Raw genomic sequence first — 14783 nt, 5'->3', positions numbered from 1 at the left:
GTCGTGGACGGCCGCCGTCAACGCGTCACCCGTACGGTCACCGTCTTCGGCCGCTGGTACTCGTGCAGCGCCAGGATGCTCAGGTCGGTGCCGTGCCCGGACGTGCCCCGGCCCCCGTGCGGGAGCTCGGCCGTCTGCACCAGATGGCAGTTGAGCCACGCCTCGCCCGCGTTCAGCCGGGCGACCAGGTCGAGGCCGGTGGTCAGGTCGGTGGTCCACACGCTCGCCCCGAGCGCCTGCGGGACGCTGTTCGCCAGGGCCAGGGCAGCCTCCGCGGTCTGCGCCTGCTGGACGGTCAGGAGGGGCCCGAACACCTCCTCGGTGACCGCCGGATCGTCGTACGGGAGATCCGCCAGCAGGCGTGCCGGGCGCCAATGCCCCCGTTCCCCGCCGGCTTCGGGGGCCATGTCGGCCGCGACGTTCCGCTTGGCGGCGGAGGAGGCGACCAGGCGGTCGTAACGGGCGGCCTGGTCCGCATTGTTCAGCGGACCGAAGTCGCGGCCGGCCAGCCGCGAACCCAGCGCCGCCGCCAGCCCGGCGACGGTGACCTCGTAGTTCTCCGCGAGGGTGATCACCCGGGCCGGGGCGGCGCAGCTCTGGCCCGCGTTGTACGTGGCGGCCTCGGCGAGGCAGGCGTAGGTGTCGGCGGGGGAGTCCGGGAGGACGATCGCCGGTGCGTTGCCGCCCAGTTCCAGGCTGACGCGGCGGGTCCCCGCCCGCGCCGTCACATCGGCTCCGGCCCGCCCGCTGCCGGTGAACGCGACCATGTCCACCGCGGACTCCACGAGCAAGCGGCCGGTGTGCCGGTCGCCGGGCAGATACCGGAACACGCCCTCGCCGAGCACCCGTTCCGCGTGCTCGGCGAGCAACTCCAGGCTGTCCGGGGTCGTCTCGGCGGGCTTCGCCACCACCGTGTTGCCCGCCGCGAGAGCCGGCGCGCAGCGCCAAGCGGCCATCAGCAGCGGGTAGTTCCACGGCACGATCACCCCGACCGCGCCGATCGGCTCCCAGCGGACCCAGCTCTCGTGGCCCGCCACCAGATGCCCCGAGGCGGGGGAGGTCCGGGTGCGCGCGGCCGTCGCGTAGAACCGGAACAGGTCCACCACCTGCTCCACCTCGCCCGCGGTTTCCGCCCTGGGCTTGCCCGTGCCGGCCTGCTCGCGGGACGCGTACTGATCCGCGTGCTCCTCGATCAGGGCGGCGAGGCGGTCGAGCCGGCGGCCACGCTCCTTCGGGGTCAGGGCGCTCCAGCCGGGGAGGGCGGCGCGGGCCGCGGCCACGGCGGCCGTCACCTCACGCTCCCGCGAGAGCGGGGCCGTACCGCGCGCCCGCCCGGTACGGGGGTCAATCAACTCGCTCAACTCGGTCACCTCGGGACGTCCTTCGCGCATCGGGTTCGAGTGGAACTCATACGTCGTACGACCTCAGCCACAGCTCCAGTGTCAGCACCAGCCACAGCTTTCCGCCCTGGCGGGGCAGCAGCGTGCCCTCGCCCTTCAGCCAGGTGCGGATGGTCTCCGGGCGGAACAGGCCCCGCTGCCGGGAGCGGCGGCCGAGGAGGAGTTCGTGGCCGAGGTCGCGCAGCGGTCCGGTCAGCCACTGCTGGACCGGGACGCGCATCCCGCTCTTCGGGCGGTCGACCACCGTGCCCGGCAGCAGGTCCCGTACGGCCTCCTTGAGGATCCACTTCTCTGCCGTGCCGCGGAGTTTGTACCCGGGCGGAGTGGCGAAGGCGTGGTCGATGACCGACCGGTCGAAGAGCGGGGAGCGGCCCTCCACACCCTGGGAGGAGGTCAGGCGTTCCACCTTCGTCAGGATGTGGTGCGCCCCCTTGGTCCGCAGATTGCAGTGGAGGAGGCGGTTGAGGAGGTGTTCCATCGCGTACGAACCGGCGGCGCCGGCTTCGGCCAGCAGGTACGGCTCCACGTGCCGCTCCGGGCGCGGGGCGTCCCGCAGGGCGTCGAGGACCGGCGCCGTCAGCAGGACCGGGAGGTCCGTCCAGCACTTGCGGTACGAGCGCAGGTACGCGGTCGCCCGGTCCTCGTCCCACGGCGCGCCCGGCGTCCGGTGCATCTCCTGGACCAGCATGGGAAGGTTCTTGGGCCCGCCGAAGACGGGGTCGCCGCCCTCGCCGTTGAGGACCACCGAGGCACCGTCCGCGGCCACGGCCTCGGCCAGCATCAGGTTCGGCACCGTCAGCGGATCACCCACCGGGCTGTCCAGCAGCGCCGCGGCCTCGGCCAGCCGCGCCGCCACGGCCGCCCCCGACACGTTCAGGACGCGGTGCCGGGTGTGGCAGTGGGAGGCCACCAGGCCGGAGTAGCCCAGCTCGTTGGGCATGTCGTCGCCGAAGCTGATCGAGTACGTGTGGACGGGGTGGGTGTGCAGCTTCGCCGCCAGCGCCGTGACGAGGGAACTGTCGATGCCCCCCGAGAGGAGCACCGCGGCGGGCTCCGCCACGGGCAGCCGGGCCGCCGTCGCCTGCTCCAACAGGGTGCGCAGGGCCAGGACATGACCGGTCGGGTCGGCGGGGACGGGGTCCTCGACGTACTCGTGGGGCTCCCAGTGGACCGTCTCGGTGACTCGGCCGTCCCGGGCGAGGCGCAGCACACGGCCCGGCAGCACCTCGTGGACACCGGTGAGCAGGGTCTCCTCCCCGGGCAGGTACGCGAAGGTGAGGAAGGAGCGGACCGCCGACAGGTTCATGGACGTGCCGAGCGCCGGCCAGCGACGCAGCGCCCGAAGTGAGGTCGAGGCCGCCCAGGCGGCGCCGGCCCGCGCGTAGTAGAGGGTGCGGGCGCCGACGTGGTCGCGGATCAGGACCAGGTCGGGGCCGTCGAGCACGGCCAGCACGAACATCCCTTCGGCGAGCGCCACTCCGGCGTCACCGAGCAGTGCCCAGCAGTGGAGGAGGAGTTCGCCGTCGGAGCAGTCGGGCGGCGGTGGCGCAGCGGCGGCCCGCGCCCTGAGCGCGGCGAGCAGCACCGGGCGGTTGTGGAGGGTGACCTCCCCGACCGCGGTGCGTCCGAGCGCGGTGAACGGGCCGGTGGCGCAGCCGGGTTCGCCGGCGATGAGGCTCAGCCCGGCGCCCGGTACGTCCACGGGGCCCCGGCCCGGTCCCGTGGCTCCCATCGTGTCCAGGTGGGCAAGGGCCTGCCCGGTGGTGTCGGCCAAGCAGGCGCAGAAGCGTGCCACGGACGGATCCCTTCCTTCGTGCTCGTGTAGCGCTCGCTCGCGTGCTGCTCCGTGCCGTTCGTTCGTGCTCAGCCGAAGTCGTCGTCGCTCCAAGCGTCGTCGTCGTTGTCCCAGCCCGCTTCCCAACTGTCGTCGCCGGAATCCCCGTCGCCGGAATCCCCGTCGCCGGAGTCCCCGCCTCCGCCGTCCCCGCCTCCGTCGCCGCCGGAGGATGACGACGCCTGGGCCTGCTCCTGTTGGCGGCGCAGGGCCTCTTCCTCCTCCAGGGTCATGCTCAGCGGCGGCAGATGGGCGGCCGTGATGGCGAGGGTCGCCACGCCCAGGCCGGCGAGCAGCACCCCCATCCGGCCGCCGAAGGAGCTCCGGTTGACGGTGACCCGCTCGCCGCGCGGCCACACGGTGCGGCCGTAGCCGATGTCCCGGGCGTAGGTGGCGGTGCCGTCGGCCAGGGTGCGTTTGATGACGCGGTTGCCGAGCAGTTCATCGGTCCCCGAAGCACCCTGGTTGTCGTGCCAGCTCACCACGTGGGGGCGGCCGGGGGTACGGCTGCGCCACTCCTCCAGGCCGCCCTCGTACCTGCGGTGGACGGTGCCGTCGGCGAGGAGTTCGTCCGCGTAGCCGATCTCTCGGGGCCGGATCATCGTGTGCGTACCTCCGGTGTCTGGAAGGGGTCGCGGGGGCCGTTCACGCGGTGGGCCAGGTCATGAATCCGGCGGTGCGCAGACCACTCAGCTCGCCCCACATGGAGTCGCGGGGCGGCCGCGGACCCCGAGCGAGACGCAGTACGGTCCGTACGAGCCTGGCCGGGGGTACGGCGGCCACCTCGGCGAACCGGCCCCGTGCCAGCCAGGCTGCCTCGCGAGGCCGCAGCGCGGCCGGCCAGTCGATGCCCGGCGCCGGGGCGGTGGCCGGGCCGCGTCCCGAAGGCAGCCGCAGGGCGGCGGCGTGCCGCGGAACGAGCCCCAGCGAGCTGACCCGGACCCCGGGAAGGGGGCGGCGGAGCGCCGCCCGTACCCGGGCCGGGAGCGTCACGCCCTCGGGGCTCGCGTCGTGCAGGACGTGCACCGTGGCGCCGTCCGCCCGCTCCAGGGCCGCGAGGAGCCGTGGGTCCAGCGGCAGCGCGTCGGGCGCCGCGAGGACGGGGCAGGCCGCCTCCAGGTGGACGTGGTTGGCGAGCAGCATCGCGGCGATCGAGCGGTCCTGGCAGAGCAGCAGGCGGGGGAGCCCGTAGTCGTACAGGTCCCGTTCGGCGGGCCGGTACCGCGGAGGGGCCGTGGTGTCGGCCCGGTCCGGCGCGGCCGGCAGCAGGCCGGGTACGGTCTCCCGGCCGCGCACTTCCAGAGCGCGGGTGAACGCGGGCAGGCGCAGCGCGGGTGGCGGGGTGCCGGGGACGCGGCGCAGGAGCGGCGCGGTCGGGCTGAGCACGCGGCAGGTCTCGTAGTAGAGCTGACGTTCCGTGAACCGGAGCCCGCCGGGGTCGGCCGCGCGGGCGGCGGCCGCGCCGATCGCCAGGTGGAGGAGGCGGTCGCCGAGGGCGGGGATTGCGCTGCGGGCAGCCGGGGAGCGAGGCCGGCTTGTACGCACACGCGTACTCGTACTGCTACTCCTACTCGTGCTCATGCGGTGACGTGCCTTTCATCCCGGGGGTGTCCGGCCAGGTCAGGAAGCCGTACGCCGGGCCGGAGTCGGGCTCGGTCGCGGACGCGGCTACGGCCCGTTCGACCGCCTCCTCGACGACGGTGACGAGCCGCGTCGGCGACACGGCCGCGATCGGGCTCCAGAACCCGTCGGCCACCCAGGCGGCGTCCTCCTCGGACAGCCCCGCCACGGCTCGCAGTTCCCCGGCGTCGACGGCCGGGGCGAGTGAGCCGGCCGGGACGGGCGTGACGCGGTGGACGGCGCCGCGCCGGCCCCTGACCGCGGCCACCGGCAGCCCGGCGTCCACCACGGCCCGGTCCGGATGGGCGATGCGCAGGAGCGGCGCCAACAGCGCGCCCAGTGCGCTCGCGTCGTGCAGCACCACGATCGGGAGCCGGCCCGGGACGTCCACGAGGGCGTCGTGGGCGGCGGCCGGGTCCGCCTCCACCAGCACCGCCCGCAGCCGCGCCGGCATGTCGTTGACTTCGAGGAACACCGCGACCGCGTGGTCGGTGCACAGGATCACGGCCCTGGGCCGGCGCGGCTTGGGAGCGGAGTGACCCGGAGCGCGCCACGCGTCGTCCACCACACCGGGCGGCAACTCACCGTACGTTCTTCGCCATTCGCCGGTCATCAGCTGCCGGAAGTGCCGCTCGTTGGGGCTGAAGGACGAACCCGCGGGCCGAGCCGGGTAGTACGGGAAGAGATTGGGCGCCGCGACGAGGACCGCGACGGCGGCCGCCGCGGCCAGGAGGGCGGGCAATCCGCTGGTGAGGGCCCAGCACACGACGAACCCGGCGCTGAGCGGCAGCGAGACGAGCCGCCGGACCAGGGGCCGGGTCCCGTGCGCCTCGCGCGCCCGCCAGGCGCTGCTGTGCGTACGGGAGCGGTACCAGAGCTGCGTGACGGTCACCTTGAGCCGACCGTGGTCGGTGAGGGACTCCACGCAGCGGCGGATCCGCACGTCGTGCATGCCGGTGCCGTGCACCCAGGGATCCAGGGCGAAGCGCCGGTGGCAGTGCGAGCACACCTGGCCCGTACGCTCCCTGCGCTTCAGCTCGGTCGAGCAGTTCGGGCAGATCACCGTCCACCCACCGGATCCGGGCCGTCCTTCGCCGCGCCGGGCCAGGTCATGAAGCCGACTTCCGCCGCGCGGCGCCGCTCGGCGTCGACCCTGCGGCCGATCTGCCTGGCGAGCCGGTCGAGCACGGCGAGCAGCCGGACGGGAGGGACGCCGACGAGCGGGAACCGCCAGCCCTGCCCGATCCACTTCAGTTCCTCCGCGGTGAACTCGTCGAGCGCGGCGAGCCGGCCCATCTCCTCCGCCGTGGGCTTGCGGGTGGGGTCCCGGTACGCAACGGCCTTCGGCAGGCCGCGGATCGTGCGCAGCGACACTCCCGCGTCGACCACCGGGCGGCCGGAGAGGTCCGCACGGAGCTGCCGCAGGAGCAGTTCACCGTGCGCGTCCGCGTCGTGGAGCACCAGGACCGGGCCGCGCGGCGGCAGGGCGGGGAGCAGGGCCCGCACGTGCTCGGGGCCCTGGACCAGGGCGATGCCGTGCCGGTCGGGCAGTCCATCGGCTGCGAGGAAGGCGGCGATGGAAGGATCGGGGCAGACCAGCACGGCGTTCGGCGGCGGCGCGTCGGCCGGGCGCCGGGGCCAGGGGCGGCCGCTGTCGTCGATCACGCCGGGCGGCAGGCTCCCGTACACCTCCTGCCACTCGGCGAGCGCCGAGGAACGGAAATCGCCCCGGGTCATGGGCGGGATGCCCCGGCCCGCTCCCAGCCGCCGGGCGATCCTGATGCCGATCGCGGTGGCCAGCAGGATGCCGGAGACGTACAGCATGAACGACGCCTCGCCGAAGATGGCCCAGAGGCTGACGATCCCGGCGCCGGCGAACGCCCCGCCCGCGCATCCCGGCGCGAACTCGTGTTCCCTGATCCGCTTGCGCGACAGCGCGTACCACAGCTGGCCCGGGGCGACTTGGACCCGGCCGTTGTCCGTCAGCGTCGCCGTGATCCGGCGCACCCGGAGGTCATTGAGGCGCAGGGAGTTGGTCTTGGGGTCCAGCGCGTAGCGGCGCTTGCAGTGGCTGCAGATGTTGCCGGTGCGTTCCTTGCGCAGCAGGCTGCGTTCGCAGTTCGGGCAGATCACCGGCGGACCTCCAGAGCCGTCGCCACCCGGCGCAGCCGTGCGGCCAGCCGCTCGCGGACGGTGGTGCCGGCGATGCCGTGGACCCGCTGGGCGCGCTCGATGTCGCGCAGCGCGGCGGCCAGCACCCGGTAGTCGGCGGCGGTCGTGGCGGTGGGGGCGGTGGCGACCGTCGGCGTGGGGCGGCCGGCCGGGCCGCCGGACCGCTCGGCGCTCGCGGAGGCCCGGTGCTCGGCTTCCGCCGCCGTGATCGCGTAGTCCTCGTGGTCGATCCCGTAGCCCGTGTTGGCGGCGAGGATGGTCAGCGGGACGTCACCGCGGTTCGCGAAGGAGTGCGGCATCATCTCCGGGATGCGGATCAGCATGCCGGGCGTGAGCCGGACTTCGGCGACGCGGCCGCGGTCCGGGTCGTAGAGCCCACAAGCGGCGTGGCCGAGGCTGAGAACGAAGTGCTCGCCCCCGTGGGCGTGCGGGGTGAAGGCACTGCGCGGGCCCACCACCCCGAGCTTCACGGTGGCGTTGGAGGGCCGCTCCGGCGAGGTGCCGGCGTCGCCCACGAGATAGTGCGCGAACTGCCCGTCGTCGATGAACCGCAGGAAGTCCCGCTCCGGCCCGAGCTCCCGGGCCCCTTCCCGGTCGGCCACTACGATGCCGCCGTCCGGCCCGAGCCGGTAGAGCTCCACCCCGCCGGGCAGCCCGCGCCCGGCGTGGTCCGGCAGGTCCTCGGGTATCTCGCGCGGTCCGGGTGTGCGGTCGTACGGTCGTGCGGCCATCGCGCCTCCCCCTGACGCCCCCGCTGTGCGCTGCACGCGCCTCGCACGCGCATGGTAAGGCCCTGATCGCCACGAGCGGGAGCACTCGGGACGTACTCGGCGCAACCGGCGGATGACCGGCCGGAGCGGATCCGGTTGACAATCGCGGTTCGGAAGTCCACCGCTCGCACCGGAGGCGCCATGCCCCTGCACATGAAGTTGACCGCGATCACCCTCGACTGCCCTGATCCGCAGGCCCTGGCGGCCTTCTACCAGCAGGCCACCGGCCTCGGACCCCACCCGAAGTCCGACGCGGAGTTCGCGGGTCTCAACCGCGAGGACGGACTCTTCATCGGCTTCCAACGGGTCGATGACCACCGGCCCCCCAGCTGGCCGGACCAGACCGTTCCCCAGCAGCTCCACCTGTGTTTCGCGGTCGAGGACCTGGACGAAGCCGAGGCCCGGCTTCTGGAACTGGGCGCGGGCAAGCCGGATCACCAGCCGGGTGGCAGCGGTTGGCGGGTCTTCACCGATCCGGCCGGGCATCCCTTCTGCCTGGTCAGGGGGTGACCGCCAGGCTTCTTGTGTTCGGGGGCAGTTGACAGGAACCCCACCCCTGCACCACCCTTTCACTACTTACCTAGTGAAAGGGTGGTGTTGGCGTGCTGGAATACCGCATCGACCGGCGCAGCGGCATCGCCACGTATCTGCAGATCGTCCAGCAGACCAAACAGGCCCTGCGCCTGGGGTTGTTGGAGCCCGGCGACAAGTTGCCCACCGCGCGCGAGGTCGTGGAGGCCACCGCCATCAACCCGAACACCGTCCTCAAGGCCTATCGCGAGCTGGAACGCGAAGGGCTCGTCGAGGCGAAGCGGGGGCTGGGCACCTTCATCCGGAAGTCCCTGGGCAGCGCCCCGGTCGACTCCCCACTGCGCGACGAACTCGCCGACTGGGCACAGCGGGCCCGTACCGCCGGGCTGGAACGGGACGACGTGGCCGCGCTCTTCACATCCGTACTGGAACAACACTTCAAGGGGGACGGCGACGCATGACGGAAACCGTGATCGAGGCGGAAGGCCTCGGCCTGCGCTACGGACGCCGGGGAGGCTGGGCGCTGCGCGACTGCTCCTTCCGGCTGCCCGAAGGCCGTGTGTGCGCACTCGTCGGCCCCAATGGGGCGGGAAAGTCCAGCCTGTTGGCCATCGCGGCCGGACTCGTACGCCCCACCGAGGGCACCCTGCGCACGGCGCCCCGCGAGACCATGGCGTACGTGGGCCAGGACAAGCCCCTCTATCCGCAACTCACCGTCGGCGACACCCTGCGCATGGGCGCCGAGCTCAACCCGGCCCGCTGGGACACGAAGACGGCGCAGCGGATCGTGGAGGCCGGAGGACTCGGCCCGCACGCCAAGGTCCGTACGCTCTCCGGCGGCCAGCGCACCCGGGTCGCCCTGGCCCTGGCCCTCGGCAAGCGCCCCGGCCTGCTCCTCCTCGACGAGCCGATGGCCGACCTCGACCCGCTCGCCCGGCACCAGCTCATGGGCACGCTGATGGCCGACGCGGCCGAGAACGGCACCTCCGTGGTGATGTCCTCGCACATCCTCACCGAGCTGGAGGGCTCCTGCGACCACCTCCTGCTCGTCGACGGCGGCCGCATCCGCCTCTCCGGCCCCATTGACGAGGTCGGCGCGGCCCACCTGTTGCTCACCGGCCCCGTCACGGCCTCCGCCGAACTCGCCGCGTACACCATCGTCGAGACCCGTACGACGGGCCGCCAGCTCACCGCACTCGTGCGGCTGCGGGGCTCGGACTCCGTCGACAGCCGGACCTGGCAGACCACACACCCGTCGCTGGAGGAACTCTTGCTCGCCCATCTGCGTTCCCCCGACGCCCCGTCGTTCGCCGCTGAGGGCTCCTTCGCCACCTCGGGGGTGCAGGCATGAGCACGCTGACGCTGAAGGGCCCGTACTGGCTCACCGTCCGCCAACACCGGCGCGCGCTGTGGGCGGTGCCCGCCCTCGCGGCCGCCGGCCTCGTCGCGGTGGTCGCCCTGCGCTCGTGGGCCGCCGATCCCCACTCCGGCCGGATTCCGTACTCGGACCACGGGTTCGGCGCGCTGCGCCTCTTCATGGAGTACGCGGGCAAGGGCCTGCTGTTCCTTCCGCTCCTGGTGGGAGCCTTCGTGGCCGGCCCGATGATCGCCCGTGAGCTGGAGAGCGGCACCTGGCGGCTCGCCCTCACCCAGTCGTCCACCCCGAAGGCATGGTTCGGCGCGAAGGTCCTCGTGGCCGCGGCCGTGTCAGTGGCCGGCGCGGCCGTCCTGGCCGGGGTCTTCCGCCTCGGCTGGGTCCGGGTCACCGGCACCTACGCGCTCCACTGGGCCGACCGCGGAACGTACGAGGCCACCGGCCCCGTGCTCGTCGCGTACTGCCTGCTCGGCGTGGCCCTCGGCGCCCTCGTCGGCCAGCTGGTCCGGCGCACCCTCGTGGCCATGGCGGTCACCGGCCTCCTCACCGGCCTGACGTTGCTGGTCCTCGGAGCCCTGCGATGGTCGCTCCTGTCCACGGAGACCAACAGCGTGCCCCTCGCCGGGAACCCGGTGAAACTGATGCCACGCTCCGCCCTGTGGATGGACACGGGACTCCTCACCGCCTCCGGCGAGCGCCTGCCCCGCGACGCCTGTTTCGAACGGACCGAGAAGTTCGATGTCTGCCCCGCCGACATGAACGTCACCGACCGGTACACGGAGTTCCACCCGGTCTCGCACTACTGGCCGACACAGCTCATCGAAACGTCCCTCGTGCTGGCGCTCGCCGCCATCGCCCTCTACGCCGCCTTCCGGCTCGTGCGCGTCCGGCACGGCTGAGCCCTCGCGGGCGTCCTGCCGGGGCGCGTTGTCAGACCCATGGGCAAGGATCGTGCCCATGAAGAGCATCCACGCCGATGAGGCGCTGTCCGTCATGTCCGGCCGCGACGACTACGAGGCCGCCCTCGCCCGCCTGCGCGAGGTCTCCCTGGCGTACTACGGCGATGGTGACAGCCCGCTCGACGACGCCACGTACGACCGGCTCCGGCTCGCCGTGCTGTCCTGGGAGCAGGCACACCCGGACGAGGCCGCCGCGGATTCCCCCACCGGGCTCGTCGGGGACGGAGCCGCCCCGGTGGGGGACGTCGCGCACACCACGCGACTCCTCAGCCTCGACAACGTCTTCGACCCGGCGGGCCTCGTCGCCTGGGGAGCCTCCCTCCAGCGCCGTCTGGGACACGAACCCGTCGGCGGCTTCACCGTCGAGCCGAAGATGGACGGCGCGGCCGTCGCGGCCCGCTACCGGGCCGGGCGGCTCGAGCAGATCGTCACCCGCGGCAACGGCACCCACGGCGAGGACGTCAGCCACGTCATCGGCACGATCGAGGGCCTGCCCGAGCAGCTGCCCGTACCGGCCACGTTCGAGGTGCGCGGCGAGGTCCTGTTCACCCGGCAGCAGTTCGAGACCGCGAACGAGGTCCGCGCCGCGCACGGCGCGCAGGTGTTCGCCAACCCGCGCAACGGCACGGCCGGCACCCTGCGCGCGAAGGACCGCCCCTACCGGCTCGCGATGACGTTCTGGGCGTACGGAGCGGTCGAGCTCGACGGGGTCGCCTTCGCGCCCTCCGGGGCCACGCACGCCGAGGTCCTTTCCGCCATAGCCGAGGCGGGAGTGCGGACCACGGCCGACACCCCCGCCGGACTGCACGTGGTCGCGACCCTGGCCGAGGCGCAGCGCAAGGTCGACGAGATCGCCGCGCTCCGCCCCGAGCTGCCCTTCGGCATCGACGGCGTCGTGATCAAGGCGAACGACGCGGGGGAGCAGACCGCGGTCGGGTTCGGCAGCAGGTTCCCGTACTGGGCGATCGCCTTCAAACTCCCCGCCGTAGAGCGCCAGACCGTTCTGACGGACGTGATCTGGGAAGTGGGGCGCACCGGAGTGCTCGCCCCGACGGCCGTCCTCGAACCGGTGGACATCGACGGTTCCACGGTCACCCGGGCCACCCTCCACAACCCGGCCGACATCCGCCGCCGTGACCTCCACCTCGGGGACACGGTGACGGTCTACAAGGCGGGCGACATCATTCCCCGCGTCCAGGCCGCCGTCGTCGGACTGCGCCCGGACACCGCGCGGGAAGTGCCGCTGCCCACGACCTGCCCCAACTGCGGAGGGGAGATCGACAAGGGCCAGGAGCGGTGGCGCTGCGCGAAGGGAACCGCCTGCGCCCTGCCCGCACTGATCGAGTACGCCGCCGGACGCGACATGCTCGACATCGACGGCCTGGGCAAGACGTACGTCAACGCACTCATCGCGGCCGGCGCGGTCACGGACGTCGCGGACCTGTTCACCGTCACGGAGGAGCAGCTCACCGCGGCCTCCGGCAGCGCCAAGCGGGGAGCGAAGCTGGCCGAGCAGATCGCGGCCGCCAAGTCCCGCCCGCTCAGCCGCGTGTTCTGCGCCCTCGGCGTCCTCGGCACCGGGCGCAGCATGTCCCGTCGCATCGCCGCGCACTTCGGGACCATGGACGCGATCCGACGGGCCGACGCCGTGGCGATGAAGGAAGTCGAAGGCATCGGCGAGGAGAAGGCCCCGGTGATCGTGGAGCAGGTCGCCCTCCTGGCGCCGGTCATCGACAAGCTGGCCGCTGCCGGGGTCAACATGGAGGAGCCGCAGGAGCCGAAGACGACCGGCGGCGGCCCGCTGGCGGACACGATCGTCGTCGTCACCGGCAAGATGAGCGGCCCGCTGGAGAACCTGGGGCGCTCCGAGATGAACGCCCTGATCGAGAAGGCGGGCGGCAAGGCGGGCAGCAGCGTCAACTCCAAGACCACCTATCTGGTCTGCGCGCCGTCCGCGAGCGGCAAGCCGAGCTCCAAGGCCGTCAAGGCGGAGGAGCTGGGCGTCACGGTTCTCACCCCGGAGGCGTTCGCCGAACTCGTCGCCGACCACCTGGGCTGATCCGCCGGCTCACGACCCGCCCGGGGTCGGCTGACGACCCGCCCTGGGCGACGCGGCGGCCGGCCGCCGGACGGGTCACGAGCCGGACTCGTGCCCGGACCCCTCCGATGGGCTCAACGCGGCGAGTACGGTGCGGTGCGAGAGCCAACCGACCAACTGCCGCCCCTCCGCGTCCAGTACGGGAACTCCGTCCCCCTCGGAAGCGGCGAACTGGGCCAGCGCCTCCTGCAGGCTCTCCCCCTCGCGCACCCCCTTCGGCATGTCGAGCACCATGGCCACGCGCTCGTCGGCGGGCAGTCCCGCGCCGAGCGCCTCCGTGGCCACCACCGAACTCACCGTGCCCCGGTAGCCGCCGGTGGCGTCCACCACCGGCAGGCAGCCGCTGCCCGTCCGCAGCAGAAGACCGGCCGCCTCCCGCAGCGCCGTCCCGGGCGCCAGCACGGCGGGGGGAGCCGTCATCACCGCCGTGACCGCGATCGCGGCCGGCCCGGTGGCATCCAAGTCCACCCCTCTGCGCCGCAGTTTGGCGGTGTAGACCGTCTCGTCGCTCAGCGCCCGGCTGACCCCGGTGGCCACGGCGATCGCCGCCATCAGCGGCAGGATGATCCCGTAGTCGCCGGTGAGCTCGTACATGATGAGCACCGCCGTGATGGGGGCCCGCGCGGCGCCGGCGAACACGGACCCCATGGCGATGATCGCGTACGCGGTGGGCGACCCGGTCACGCCCGGTGCTACGTGGTGGAGACCCTGCCCGACGGCACTGCCCAGCATCGCGCCCACGAACAGGCTCGGCGCGAACACCCCACCGGATCCGCCGATGCCGATCGTGAGACTGCAGGCCAGGATCTTCCCGACCAACAGCACCAGCAGGAAACCGACCGCGTATCCGCCGCCCACGCCCTTCTCCAGGACCGGATAGCCCACCCCGTACATCTGCGGCAGAGCCAGCAGGAACGCCCCGAGCAGCACACCGCCCACCGCGGGTCGCAGCCACTCGGGGCCCCGCCACACCGCGTCGCACGCGTCCTCCACCAGATACAGCACCTTGGTGAACACCACCCCGACCACGCCTGCCAGCGCGCCCAGCAGGACGAAGAGCACGTACGAGGCGAGGTGTTCGACCTCCATCTGCGGCAGCCGCAGGAAGGTCTCGTCGCCCATGACGGAACGCGCGATCACGCTCGCGGTCACGGACGACAGCACCACCATGCCGAAGCGGGGTGCGGTGAAGTCCCGCAGGATCAGCTCCATCGCGAAGAAGACCCCTGCCAGCGGTGCGTTGAACGTCGCCGCGATGCCGCCCGCCGCGCCGCAGGCGACCAGCACCCGCAGGCGGTCCTCGCCCACCCGTACCCACATGCCCAGGCTCGATCCGAGCGCCGATCCGATCTGGACGATCGGCCCCTCCCGGCCCACCGAACCGCCGCCCCCGATGCACAGCGCGGACGCGATCGACTTCACCACGGCGACCCGCGGCGGGATCCGGCCGCCCTGCCGGGCGACGGCGAACATGACCTCCGGGACACCGTGACCACGCGCCTCCCGCGCGTACCGGTACACCAGGGCCCGTACAGGGCGCCGGCCACCACGGGCGCGAGGAGCACGAAGTACGGGCCCAGCCAGGGCACCAGCGGGTTGGGCTCACGTCCCACGTCCGAGTAGTCCGGATAGCCGGACAGCACCCGCGTGACGCCTTCGATGAGCAACCGGAACCCCACCGCCCCCAGCCCCGCGCCCACCCCCACCAGCACGGCCAGCGCGGCGAAACCTCCCTGGGTGCGGCGCAGGGCCCGCAGGAGGCGGCTCGGACCGGACGGGATCGTGAGTTTCGCACGCATGCTGCTCATGGTGGGCAGGCGAGAGAGCCATCCCGCTCCGGCACCGGACGCCGGGGCCGCCTCGTACCCGGATGGCCGTGCCGCCGGCCCGGGGCACACGCCGGCTCGAGTCCCGCCTCAGCCGGTGGGCGGTGTGGAACGGGCGTAGCGGTCGGCGAGGCGACGGAGGCTCCGCTCGATCACCGCCGTCGCCGGGGCGTGCACGACGACCCGCGCGTGACAGCG

The 14783-nt window shown here is 73.2% G+C and carries 14 protein-coding genes; 5 read left to right on the top strand and 9 right to left on the bottom strand.

Going from position 1 to position 14783, the window contains the following annotated elements; all coding sequences use genetic code 11:
- Positions 1-17: 17 nt before the first annotated feature.
- The 7 genes from ACFV9H_RS01790 to ACFV9H_RS01760 form a co-directional block, all read right to left on the bottom strand.
- Positions 18-1370 (bottom strand): aldehyde dehydrogenase family protein, encoded by a 1353-nt coding sequence (locus tag ACFV9H_RS01790; RefSeq protein WP_385391839.1) that lies wholly within the window; start codon positions 1368-1370, stop codon positions 18-20.
- Positions 1371-1407: 37 nt separating this feature from the next.
- Positions 1408-3195, bottom strand: coding sequence for an asparagine synthetase B family protein (locus ACFV9H_RS01785; protein ID WP_385391837.1), 1788 nt, complete (start codon positions 3193-3195; stop codon positions 1408-1410).
- Positions 3196-3263: 68 nt separating this feature from the next.
- A complete protein-coding gene (locus ACFV9H_RS01780; RefSeq protein WP_385391834.1) occupies positions 3264-3836 on the bottom strand; it encodes a hypothetical protein in 573 nt (190 codons plus the stop codon).
- A gap of 43 nt (positions 3837-3879) precedes the next feature.
- The gene (locus ACFV9H_RS01775; protein WP_385391832.1) at positions 3880-4779 is read right to left on the bottom strand and encodes a hypothetical protein; all 900 of its coding nucleotides are present in this window, start codon (positions 4777-4779) and stop codon (positions 3880-3882) included.
- 22 nt (positions 4780-4801) lie between these two features.
- Positions 4802-5917, bottom strand: coding sequence for a hypothetical protein (locus ACFV9H_RS01770; protein ID WP_385391830.1), 1116 nt, complete (start codon positions 5915-5917; stop codon positions 4802-4804).
- Positions 5914-6987 carry a hypothetical protein gene (locus ACFV9H_RS01765; protein WP_385391827.1) on the bottom strand — a complete coding sequence of 358 codons (1074 nt, stop codon included), beginning with the start codon at positions 6985-6987 and terminating at the stop codon, positions 5914-5916. Before ACFV9H_RS01765 ends, ACFV9H_RS01770 begins: the two co-directional genes overlap by 4 nt.
- Complete coding sequence (locus tag ACFV9H_RS01760) at positions 6984-7757, bottom strand: cupin domain-containing protein (protein ID WP_385391825.1); 774 nt, start codon at positions 7755-7757, stop codon at positions 6984-6986. The genes ACFV9H_RS01765 and ACFV9H_RS01760 overlap by 4 nt, the downstream gene beginning before the upstream one ends.
- Positions 7758-7937: 180 nt before the next feature.
- Here ACFV9H_RS01760 and ACFV9H_RS01755 point away from each other — a divergent pair, with 180 nt between their 5' ends.
- The 5 genes from ACFV9H_RS01755 to ligA all read left to right on the top strand — a co-directional run bounded on the left by ACFV9H_RS01755 (position 7938) and on the right by ligA (position 12720).
- On the top strand, positions 7938-8306 hold the full coding sequence (locus ACFV9H_RS01755) for a VOC family protein (protein WP_385391823.1): 369 nt from the start codon (positions 7938-7940) through the stop codon (positions 8304-8306).
- A 92-nt stretch (positions 8307-8398) separates the two neighbouring features.
- Entirely contained in the window at positions 8399-8788 is a 390-nt protein-coding gene (locus ACFV9H_RS01750; RefSeq protein ID WP_385391820.1) for a GntR family transcriptional regulator, read from the top strand.
- Positions 8785-9678 (top strand): ABC transporter ATP-binding protein, encoded by an 894-nt coding sequence (locus ACFV9H_RS01745; protein WP_385391818.1) that lies wholly within the window; start codon positions 8785-8787, stop codon positions 9676-9678. Before ACFV9H_RS01750 ends, ACFV9H_RS01745 begins: the two co-directional genes overlap by 4 nt.
- On the top strand, positions 9675-10601 hold the full coding sequence (locus ACFV9H_RS01740) for an ABC transporter permease (protein WP_385391816.1): 927 nt from the start codon (positions 9675-9677) through the stop codon (positions 10599-10601). The genes ACFV9H_RS01745 and ACFV9H_RS01740 overlap by 4 nt, the downstream gene beginning before the upstream one ends.
- Before the next feature lie 58 nt (positions 10602-10659).
- The gene (ligA, locus tag ACFV9H_RS01735) at positions 10660-12720 is read left to right on the top strand and encodes an NAD-dependent DNA ligase LigA (protein WP_385391814.1); all 2061 of its coding nucleotides are present in this window, start codon (positions 10660-10662) and stop codon (positions 12718-12720) included.
- Between the two features lie 75 nt (positions 12721-12795).
- Here the strand turns inward: ligA and ACFV9H_RS01730 are convergent, their stop codons facing one another.
- Positions 12796-14232 (bottom strand): chloride channel protein, encoded by a 1437-nt coding sequence (locus tag ACFV9H_RS01730; protein WP_385391811.1) that lies wholly within the window; start codon positions 14230-14232, stop codon positions 12796-12798.
- Positions 14178-14567, bottom strand: a complete 390-nt coding sequence (locus tag ACFV9H_RS01725; protein ID WP_385391808.1) for a hypothetical protein — start codon at positions 14565-14567, stop codon at positions 14178-14180. The genes ACFV9H_RS01730 and ACFV9H_RS01725 overlap by 55 nt, the downstream gene beginning before the upstream one ends.
- Positions 14568-14783 lie beyond the last annotated feature (216 nt).

The organism is Streptomyces sp. NPDC059874 (assembly GCF_042731135.1).
In the GTDB taxonomy this organism is placed as follows: domain Bacteria; phylum Actinomycetota; class Actinomycetes; order Streptomycetales; family Streptomycetaceae; genus Streptomyces.
Note: the sequence above shows the minus strand (reverse complement) of the source record. Positions and strands in the feature narration are given on the sequence as shown.